Consider the following 9304-nt stretch of genomic DNA (forward strand, 5'->3'; position numbering starts at 1 on the left):
GGAATGACGCTGAACCTGCGCAGCCATGGGGTGGATGCGACCCGCCAAGAAATCTGGGGCGTGCTGATCGCATACAACCTCGTCCGGCTTGAAATGGCGCGCACCGCAGAACAGGTGAAATGCATGCCAACTGAAATCAGCTTTGTCCTGGCCTTGCACGCCTTCCAGTTCGAAATGATGCACGCCGCAGCCCTCAACGCTCAAGGAAATCTACCAGGCTTACTCAAACGCATGCGCGAGAGGATGATCCTCGAACTGAATGTCTACCGACCCGGCCGAAAATTCGACCGGGTCACCAAGGCCAAGCCGCAGCGCTACCCCGAACGTCGGCTAAGAAAGCCGCTAACTTAACGGCATTAGACTCTGACCCTAATTTATTTCAGGCGACCGAATACCTGCGTGTCAACGCTGCAATGCTACGTTAAATCGGAGAGATTGATTTAACGTAGCGCCAACTCAGGTACTACTCCGTATCGCCAACCGGAAACCGAGATCGACGCTGGTTGTTTCCACCACCTCGCGCCTGAGTATCTTGATCAGCAGCTGGGCGGCGGTAAAACCGATGTCGTAACGCGGCGTGACGATCGTGGTGATGCCTGGATTGGCGTAGGCTGACCACGGCAAATCGTTGAAACCGGCAATCGCCATCTGGCCGGGAACCGAGAGGCCGCGGCGCTGGCACTCAAACAGGACGCCAAGCGCCAGATCGTCGTTGCAGCAAAATACCGCATCGCAGGAAGGTGTCTGCTGCAAGATCTGTCCCAGCATCCTGGTGCCGAGTTCCACCGTCGAAGGCGCCGGCGTCAGTACTTCGACGTCGGCCGCTATGCCGGCTTCGGCGAGTGCCTTGCGAAAGCCGTGCCGGCGTTTCATCATGCGCGGATCAAGCTGGGCGCCGAGGAAGCCGGGCTGGCGGTAGCCGCGCTCGATCAGATGGCGGGCGATGCTGTAGCCCGCATCTTCATGCGAAAAACCGACTGTGACATCGCTGCAGTCGGGATTCAGGTCGAACATGCGCACCGCAGGTACATTGTGCGCCGCCAGCTGGTCGCGCAACTCATCCTGCTGTTCTATCCCGCTTAGCAAAAAACCGTCTGGCGCATGCGCCAGGTACGTGCTGATCAGCTGGCTTTCCTTTTCCGACGAATAACTGCTTTCACCGATGAGGAATTTGTAGCCGTGCTGATTCAGGCTGTCGCGGATCCCGGTCAGGGTGTCCACGAAAACCGAGTTGCTTAGCGACGGCACAATCACGCCGATCACCTGCGATTTGGCCGAGGCCAGCGTGCTGGCAGCCTGATTCGGCACATAGCCGAGTTGTTTGATCGCCGCCGCAATCCGTTCCCGTGCTTCAAGCTGCACCAGCGCCGGGGTTTTCAGTGCGCGCGATACGGTCATCGGGCTGACGCGGGCTAGCCGGGCGACGTCGACGATAGTTACCCTGCCGCTGGCGCGGCTATGGCGTTGTTGTTTGAGTTCCGGGCCGCTCATGGTTGCAATGGCATTTTTGTAGTCTCGTTGTACTTTGTATTTGGCTGGCTGCTGTTTCCTGTACGTATTATCCGGTCAAGCTGTAGATATTTGTACGCGGCAGCGGAATCTTGTTCATTTGGCTAGCGCAGCCAATGTTACACGCAAGGCATGGCACATTGATATAGTCTCCTTGGGGGAATGATGCTGTCGCGCCACGCTACTCCATCCCGATTTAAGCATAATCCATATGGTAGCGTTACCACATAAAGTGTTGTTACAACCGCTGCGCAGCCACCGACAAGCACTACAATGAGGCGATGAGACCAGGGATTCGCCAAATGACCGGTCGAATCCGGGATAGCGGCCTGTTCAGCGCGTCTTAATTACATCTACATATTCCATCATGAGGTAGTTCATGCATCACCAGCCAGAATACATGCTTGGCGTAGATATCGGCACCACCAGCACCAAGGCGGTGCTGTTCACCACCCGGGGACAGGTGGTGGCGCAGCACGCGGTGGAATATCCATTGTTGTGCACCACGCCGGGCATGGCAGAGCAAGATCCGCTGCAGATTTACGCGGCGGTGCTCAGCGCGATCCAGAATGCGGTCGAGAGCAGCAAGGTCGCCGCCGGACAGATCGCCCTGGTGTCTTTCAGCGCTGCAATGCATAGCGTAATTGCGGTGGATCAGGATGGCGCGTTATTGAGCAACAGTATCACCTGGGCCGACAATCGCGCGGGCGAATGGTCCAACCGGATTCGCGACGAGCTGGATGGCCATGCGATCTATTTGCGCACCGGCACGCCGATTCATCCGATGTCGCCGCTCTGCAAAATCATGTGGCTGCGGCATGACCAGCCGCAGTTGTTCGGGCGCACCGCAAGGTTTGTCGGTATGAAGGAATATGTGCTGTATCGCCTGTTTGGCGAATGGCTGGTCGATCACTCGATCGCTTCCGCCACGGGCATGTTCAATTTGCAGCAGCTGGATTGGGATCAGGGCGCGCTGGAGATGCTCGGCATCAGCCCGCAACAGCTATCGCGGCTGGTGCCGACTACGCATTACCTGAGCGGCCTGGCGCCGGCCATGGCGCAGCAACTGGGTTTGTCGGTGTCGACGCCGTTCGTGATCGGCGCCAACGATGGCGTGCTGTCCAATCTCGGCGTCAACGCCATCGGCCCGGGCCAGGTTGCCGTCACCGTCGGTACCTCGGGGGCGATGCGGACGGTGATCGACAAGCCGATGACAGATCCTGCCGGCCGTACTTTTTGTTATGCACTTACTGCCAAACACTGGGTAGTCGGCGGGCCTACCAACAATGGCGGCAGCATCTTCCGCTGGGTGCGCGATGAGCTGGCCACCGCCGAGTCTGCCGCCGCCAGGGAAGCAGGACTAGATCCGTATGTAGCGTTGACCAAGATTGCCGAGTCAGTGACCGCCGGTGCCGAAGGACTGCTGTTCCATCCCTATCTGGCGGGTGAGCGCGCGCCGCTATGGAATGCCGATGCGCGCGGATCCTATTTCGGCCTGGCGATGCATCACGGCAAACCGCATATGATCCGGGCCGCGCTGGAAGGTGTGATTTTCAGTCTGTACAGTATCTTGCCGGCCGTCGAAGATTTGATCGGACCGACCACCCACATGATGGCGACCGGCGGTTTTGCGCGCTCGGCGTTGTGGCGGCAAATGATGGCGGATATTTTCGAGCGCGAAGTGGTAGTGCCGGAAAGCGTCGAATCGTCCTGTCTCGGCGCCACCGTGCTGGGTCTATACGCATTGGGGAAAATCGATTCGCTGGATGCCATCGGCGGCATGGTCGGCGCTACGCACCAGCATCTGCCGAATCCCGACAACGTTGCGCTGTATCGCCGCTTATGGCCGATCTATGAGGCTATCCCCAAGCAGCTGGAGCAGCAATACCGGCAGCTGTCGCAGTTTCAGCGCGAGACTGCGGTTCAAGTCTGATAAGGCGTAGGGTGTGGGCATGTATGCCCACGCGTGACCGCGATAACCGGAGTACAGAACCTCGCGGCGCGGAAAATAGACGCATGTACGTGGTTGTGAATTCCGCGTGGGCACAAAGGCGTGCCCACCCTACAAGTTGCCGTTACAGTCTTTTAATCTTCGTCTTCCGGATCGATCAAGCTGAATTTCTCATGCGCAGTTTCACTCAAGTGCGCGCGCAGCCATTTGTGCGCCGGATTGCGGGAGTCGCGCTCGTGCCACAGCATATCGACATGGACCGCTGGTGTCGGGAACGGCAGTTCACGCGCCACCAGTTCTTCGGTCATGCCGGTGGCGCCAATCAGGTGACGCGGCAAGACTGTCAGCAGATCGGAACTGGCAACCACGCGGCCAGCCGTGAAGAATTGATTGACGGTCAGCAGGATGCGTCGCTCGCGCCCCATCGCCGCCAGGGTTTCATCGATCAAGCCATGCGCCCGGCCCGAAAAACTCACCAGCAAATGATGCGATGCGCAGTAGTTGTCCAGGGTCAGCACCTGGTTCGCCAGCGGATGTTTCTTGTGCATCACGCACACATATTCGCCGGTGTAGAGCCGCTCATGATGGATCGGTGAAGCGCTGGTAGTCTGGCCGCCGGCCAACTGGGCTGCAACGCCAGGGAAAAACCCCACCGCCAGGTCGACATCGCCACGCAGCAGCATCTGGCGCGGATCGCGGGTGGTCAGCGGCACCATGCGCAGATTCAGTTGCGGTGCTTCGCGTTCGATCGTACGCACCAGTCCCGGCAGCCACAGCGCTGCGGTGGCGTCCGCCATGGCCATCTGGAAGGTGGTGTGGGCGCGCGAGACATCGAAAGTTTCCGGCGTGATCGCGGTTTCCAGGTCGGTCAGTGCGCGTCTGACTACCGGCCACAATTCTTCGGCGTGCTGGGTCGGCTTGACGCCGTGCGCAGTGCGGATCAGCAGCTCATCGTTGAGCGTATCGCGCAATCGTTTCAAGGCATTCGACACCGCCGGCTGGGTCATTGCCAGGCGGCTGGCGGCGCGTGTCAGGTTTTGCTCGGTCATGACGGCATCGAAGACTCGCAGCAGATTTAAATCAAGCGTTAAAAAGCTCATGGTCGGATCTATTGTTAGTTATTTTGGACTGGATTCTTACTGAAAACGGGGCAGAAAAATTTGGCCTGAATGCAATATTCACAGATTTTATAACTGTTATATGAAAGCGCAATGACAGATTTCAAGGTCTGTAAAAATATTGCACAACAACATAAAGCGGCTATCAGTTGAGATTATGTCTGACCATTATAATGGTTGCTTGCAGGAAACCAAGATAATGCGATCCCTCCCCGTCAGCCTTTATCTTACATACATTGCCTAATTGATGTGCACGGCGGATTTTTTGACATATACCGAACATTATTCGTTTAGCACATAACTGATATCCAAAATCAGAATTGGATAGCTCGCTAAGTAATGAATATACTGCAATGCAACATCATCATTGAAAAGTAGTCGTATGTCTTTATTCGCTTTTGCCCTGCCTGCTGAAATAGCTTTGTTCGATGCATCGGCGCTGCTCGCTGCCGCTGCTGCCGCGTTGCGGCCATTGCTGGGCCTGGGAGCGTTGGCGACCTTGATGGTGTATTTCAAACCGCTTTGGATGGGGGTTTTGCGTGCTGCATTGATGTTGATCAAGCCGCGCAAATCGCTGGACCAGCGGATTGCCCGCAGCAAGTTCAACGGGCAGCAATTAGTACGCCGCATGGCTAACGACCATGCACACAGCCAGCCAAGCCTGGCAGCTGAACTGCGACTGCTGGCCGGTCGCGATTAACTACAAAGAGTTGTTATGCACCAATACATCTATTATGACGACGACGGCTTCCCTACTTTCGCTGTGATGCAATGGCTGCGCGCCGCGGCAACACGCGTTTCGGCCTGGATGGGTCTGAACGGCCTGTAATAAGCCAGCTTCACCATCTTCACCATTGAATTTCTGACGTCTCCTCTTTCCCGCGATGGAAAGATTGACCCTGCTGGCTAACCGTCAGCAGGGGTTTTTTTGACTGTAGAGCGCCATAAAAAACGCCCGCTAACTTACGCTGCGGGCGTTTTTGTTTGTTACGCGGGAAAGCCGGTAACCGAGACAGTTACCAACTTTATTCACAGCTTTAGTCGGCCAACTGTTTTTCCAGCGCCAATTTTACGTCAGCCAGTTCTTTCGGCAAATGATATTTCAGCTTGTCGAACAGTTCTGTATGCAACGCGGTTTCCGCTTTCCATGCAGCTTTATCGATAGCAGTGATGCGGTCGAATTGTTCTTCGCTGAAATTCAAGCCTTCCCAGCTCAGATCAGCATAGCGCGGTGTCACGCCGAACAAGTGCTCAACGCCGCCGGCCTTTTCGCTCTCGAGGCGATCCAGCATCCATTTCAACACGCGCATGTTGTCGCCGAAGCCAGGCCAGACGAATTTGCCGTCAGCCCCGGTGCGGAACCAGTTGACGCAGAAAATCTTCGGCAACTCGACGGCATTTTCCTTACCTTGGGCACCCAGCTTTTCGCCCAGCGTCAGCCAATGCTGGAAATAGTCGCTCATGTTGTAGCCGATGAACGGCAGCATCGCGAACGGATCGCGGCGTACGATGCCTTGCTGGCCTGCTGCTGCAGCAGTAGTTTCCGAACCCATGGTGGCAGCCATGTACACGCCTTCAACCCAGTTACGGGCTTCAGTTACCAGCGGCACGGTAGTGGAGCGGCGGCCGCCGAAAATGAAGGCCGAGATCGGCACGCCGGCCGGATCGTCCCAAGCCGCGTCGATCACCGGATTCTGGGTTGCCGCCACGGTAAAGCGTGCATTCGGATGCGCTGCCTTGGCGCCGGTTTCCTTGGCGATGGCAGGCGTCCAGTCCTTGCCTTGCCAGTCGATCAGGTGCTCTGGCGCGGTGCTGGTCATGCCTTCCCACCAGACGTCGCCGTCGTCGGTCAGGGCGACGTTGGTGAAGATGGTGTTTTCACGCAATGACGCCATGCAGTTATGGTTGGTCTTGTCATTGGTGCCAGGCGCAACGCCGAAATAACCGGCTTCCGGATTGATCGCATACAGGCGGCCATCGGCGCCCGGTTTGATCCAGGCGATGTCGTCGCCGATGGTGGTGACTTTCCAGCCATCAAAACCGACTGGTGGAATCAGCATGGCGAAATTGGTTTTGCCGCAGGCCGAAGGGAAAGCCGCTGCCACATAGTGTTTCTTGCCGGCCGGCGATTCGACGCCCAGGATCAGCATGTGTTCTGCCAGCCAGCCTTGATCGCGGCCCATGGTCGAGGCGATGCGCAAGGCGAAGCATTTCTTGCCGAGCAGTGCATTACCGCCGTAGCCGGAACCGTAAGACCAGATTTCGCGGGTTTCCGGATAGTGGACGATGTACTTGGTCGGGTTGCATGGCCAGGCGACGTCCTTCTGGCCGGTTGCCAGCGGTGCGCCGACACTGTGCACGCAAGGCACGAACTCGCCATCGCTGCCGAGCACGTCATACACAGCCTTGCCCATGCGCGTCATGATACGCATGTTGACGGCGACGTAAGGAGAGTCGGACAGTTCAACGCCGATGTGGGCAATCGGCGAACCCAGCGGGCCCATCGAAAACGGCACCACATACATGGTGCGGCCTTGCATGCAGCCGTCGAACAAGCCGTGCAGCGTATTGCGCATTTCGGCCGGGTCGGTCCAGTTGTTGGTCGGGCCGGCGTCTTCCTTGTTGGCCGAGCAGATGAAGGTACGGTCTTCGACCCGTGCCACGTCCGACGGATCGGAGCATGCCAGATAGCTGTTAGGGCGTTTTTCCTGGTTCAGCTTTTTCATGGTGCCCGCTGCCACCATTTCGCCGCACAGGCGATCGTATTCAGCCTGTGAACCATCGCACCAATAGATTTGATCAGGCTTGGTCAGGGTCGCAACTTCGGCTACCCAGTTGATCAGCTTTTGCTGTTTGACATATGCCGGAGCATTGATTGCGGCGATGCCGCCCATGCGTGGTTGATTCATGAAAAACTACCTCCAATACCAATAAAGAAATCTTTTTATTGCCAGCTGCTTGTCGTCGTCTGACTTGCCATGTCGGCTGGCTGAATTCTGGTGTACTTGCTGCCGGCGATCTGATTAGTTAGCGGTATCATTTGTCGACGAACAAACATCGCGTTGGTTTTACTGCGGGTCTAACTGCAGTTCTTACAGTGCAGCAGGCCGCACACCTGTTGAGCGATGTTGCCCGTTTTATCGGGGAAGTAGCCGCTTTCCCGGAAAAAGTGGGCCGATTGTACACCTCATTTGTAGTGAAAATGACCAACTAATGTAGTAAGGTATTTCTCGTTTTCCGGAAGCTGTTGCTTTATTACGTAGCAGCTGTTTTTATTTATTTTTATGCAATTTAAATATCAAAAGACTCCTATGAAAATTGCCGTATTGGATGATTATCAAGACTGCGTCCGCCATCTCGACTGTTTCAAGATGTTGGATGGGCACGAGGTCAAAGTGTTCAACAATTCCGCACGCGGCGTTGGTCAATTGGCAATCCGCCTGGCCGATTTCGACGCGCTGGTATTGATACGCGAACGCAGCAGTTTTTCCAAAGCACTGCTGCAAAAATTGCCTAAGCTGAAATTGATCTCACAGACTGGAAAAGTCAGCGGCCATATCGATGTCGAGGCGGCCACTGAATGCGGTATCGCCATCGTCGAAGGCGTCGGCGATCCGACCGCGCCGGCCGAACTGACCTGGGCCCTGATCATGGCGGCCAGCCGCCGCATTCCGCGTTATGTCAGCAATCTGCAGCAGGGGCAATGGCAATCGGTCTCGGCGACGCCGCAAAATAATGTGCTCGGCACCGTGCTCAAAGGACGGACGCTGGCGATCTGGGGTTATGGAAAAATCGGCCGCATGATTGCAGCATACGGTAAGGCGTTCGGCATGCGCGTACTGGTCTGGGGCCGTGAAGCGAGCCGCGCTGCGGCGTTAAAAGACGGCTATCAAGCTGCCGAGTCGAAACAACAGTTCTTTGGAGAAGCCGATGTGTTGACGCTGCATTTGCGCTTGAATGACGCTACCCGTGGCATCGTCGAGGCTGCTGATCTGGCGTTGATGAAACCGACCGCGATTTTCGTCAACACCAGTCGTGCTGAACTGGTTGCAGACGGTGCGTTGCTGCCGGCTTTGCAACAAGGCCGGCCCGGTTATGCCGCGTTGGATGTGTACGAAACCGAGCCATTGGCGCCGGACTCGCCACTGTTACGGATGGAGAACGTGCTGGCTACTCCGCATCTGGGCTATGTCGAAAAAGACAGCTACGAGCTGTACTTCCGCGCCGCATTCCAGAACGTTGTGGAATTCGCCAACGGCACACCGAAGAATGTCCTGAATCCAGACGCGCTGTTGCGGAAGGGCGCGTAAAGGCAATTTTGAATGTTTTTACGACCCATGCGACGAGCAGAATGAACTAACCGGGGTCAGAGTGAACTTTCGGCATGCTTCACCGCCGAAAGTTCACTCTGACCCGAATGGCACTTACTTAGCTTTTTCGGATGGTCGTATTTTCGCAGCATCTCTCTTGCTGGGGTCCGTGCTTGCATCAGTAGAGGGTAAGGTTTTGGTCTTCGCTTGATGGCGCGCGGTTCGATTCGCCCCGGTCGGTTTCCGATCGTCTGTTCGGCCACCAACGCCAAGAATTCTGCGACGTTATCATCGTCATTAGGGTGACGCAATGTATCGCCCGTTGCCAGCCATAGTTGCAGCGTATGCTTGAAGCTCAGTGCGCGTGGCAAGACATCGGCGAGCAAGGCCGATTGCAGCATAATCATTCGGATGAG

At 56.4% G+C, this 9304-nt stretch carries 6 protein-coding genes and 2 pseudogenes; 4 read left to right on the top strand and 4 right to left on the bottom strand.

Translation table 11 applies throughout. The features are described from left to right. Positions 1 to 351: pseudogene (locus BM029_RS25110) on the top strand (DDE transposase); the annotation flags it as partial. 105 nt (positions 352 to 456) lie between these two features. Here BM029_RS25110 and BM029_RS25115 read toward each other — a convergent pair. Further along, on the bottom strand, positions 457 to 1491 hold the full coding sequence (locus BM029_RS25115; protein WP_092440735.1) for an HTH-type transcriptional regulator GntR: 1035 nt from the start codon (positions 1489 to 1491) through the stop codon (positions 457 to 459). Positions 1492 to 1888: 397 nt separating this feature from the next. Between BM029_RS25115 and gntK the strand changes: the two genes are divergently transcribed. Next, positions 1889 to 3442: a gluconokinase gene (gntK, locus tag BM029_RS25120; protein WP_092440737.1), complete on the top strand. Its 1554-nt coding sequence runs from the start codon at positions 1889 to 1891 to the stop codon at positions 3440 to 3442. Between the two features lie 152 nt (positions 3443 to 3594). On the opposite strand, the gene BM029_RS25125 is transcribed toward gntK, so the two are convergent. Beyond that, a complete protein-coding gene (locus BM029_RS25125; RefSeq protein ID WP_092413126.1) occupies positions 3595 to 4560 on the bottom strand; it encodes a LysR family transcriptional regulator in 966 nt (321 codons plus the stop codon). A gap of 400 nt (positions 4561 to 4960) precedes the next feature. On the opposite strand from BM029_RS25125, the gene BM029_RS25130 reads away from it, so the two are divergent. Next, the gene (locus tag BM029_RS25130) at positions 4961 to 5278 is read left to right on the top strand and encodes a hypothetical protein (RefSeq protein ID WP_092440739.1); all 318 of its coding nucleotides are present in this window, start codon (positions 4961 to 4963) and stop codon (positions 5276 to 5278) included. Positions 5279 to 5615: 337 nt separating this feature from the next. On the opposite strand, the gene BM029_RS25135 is transcribed toward BM029_RS25130, so the two are convergent. Beyond that, positions 5616 to 7487 carry a phosphoenolpyruvate carboxykinase (GTP) gene (locus tag BM029_RS25135; RefSeq protein ID WP_092440741.1) on the bottom strand — a complete coding sequence of 624 codons (1872 nt, stop codon included), beginning with the start codon at positions 7485 to 7487 and terminating at the stop codon, positions 5616 to 5618. A 402-nt stretch (positions 7488 to 7889) separates the two neighbouring features. Here BM029_RS25135 and BM029_RS25140 point away from each other — a divergent pair, with 402 nt between their 5' ends. Then, complete coding sequence (locus BM029_RS25140; protein WP_092440743.1) at positions 7890 to 8888, top strand: D-2-hydroxyacid dehydrogenase family protein; 999 nt, start codon at positions 7890 to 7892, stop codon at positions 8886 to 8888. A 119-nt stretch (positions 8889 to 9007) separates the two neighbouring features. On the opposite strand, the pseudogene BM029_RS25145 reads toward BM029_RS25140, so the two are convergent. Then, a pseudogene (locus BM029_RS25145) lies at positions 9008 to 9304 on the bottom strand (IS4 family transposase); the annotation flags it as partial.

Origin of the sequence: Collimonas sp. OK607, assembly GCF_900111995.1 — a bacterium.
GTDB lineage: Bacteria > Pseudomonadota > Gammaproteobacteria > Burkholderiales > Burkholderiaceae_D > Collimonas.

Bases quoted from the DNA above. Each gene is read 5' to 3' on its own strand.
- BM029_RS25115 (WP_092440735.1), bottom strand. From the start codon at position 1,491: ATGAGCGGCCCGGAACTCAAACAACAACGCCATAGCCGCGCCAGCGGC.
- gntK (WP_092440737.1), top strand. From the start codon at position 1,889: ATGCATCACCAGCCAGAATACATGCTTGGCGTAGATATCGGCACCACC.
- BM029_RS25125 (WP_092413126.1), bottom strand. From the start codon at position 4,560: ATGAGCTTTTTAACGCTTGATTTAAATCTGCTGCGAGTCTTCGATGCC.
- BM029_RS25130 (WP_092440739.1), top strand. From the start codon at position 4,961: ATGTCTTTATTCGCTTTTGCCCTGCCTGCTGAAATAGCTTTGTTCGAT.
- BM029_RS25135 (WP_092440741.1), bottom strand. From the start codon at position 7,487: ATGAATCAACCACGCATGGGCGGCATCGCCGCAATCAATGCTCCGGCA.
- BM029_RS25140 (WP_092440743.1), top strand. From the start codon at position 7,890: ATGAAAATTGCCGTATTGGATGATTATCAAGACTGCGTCCGCCATCTC.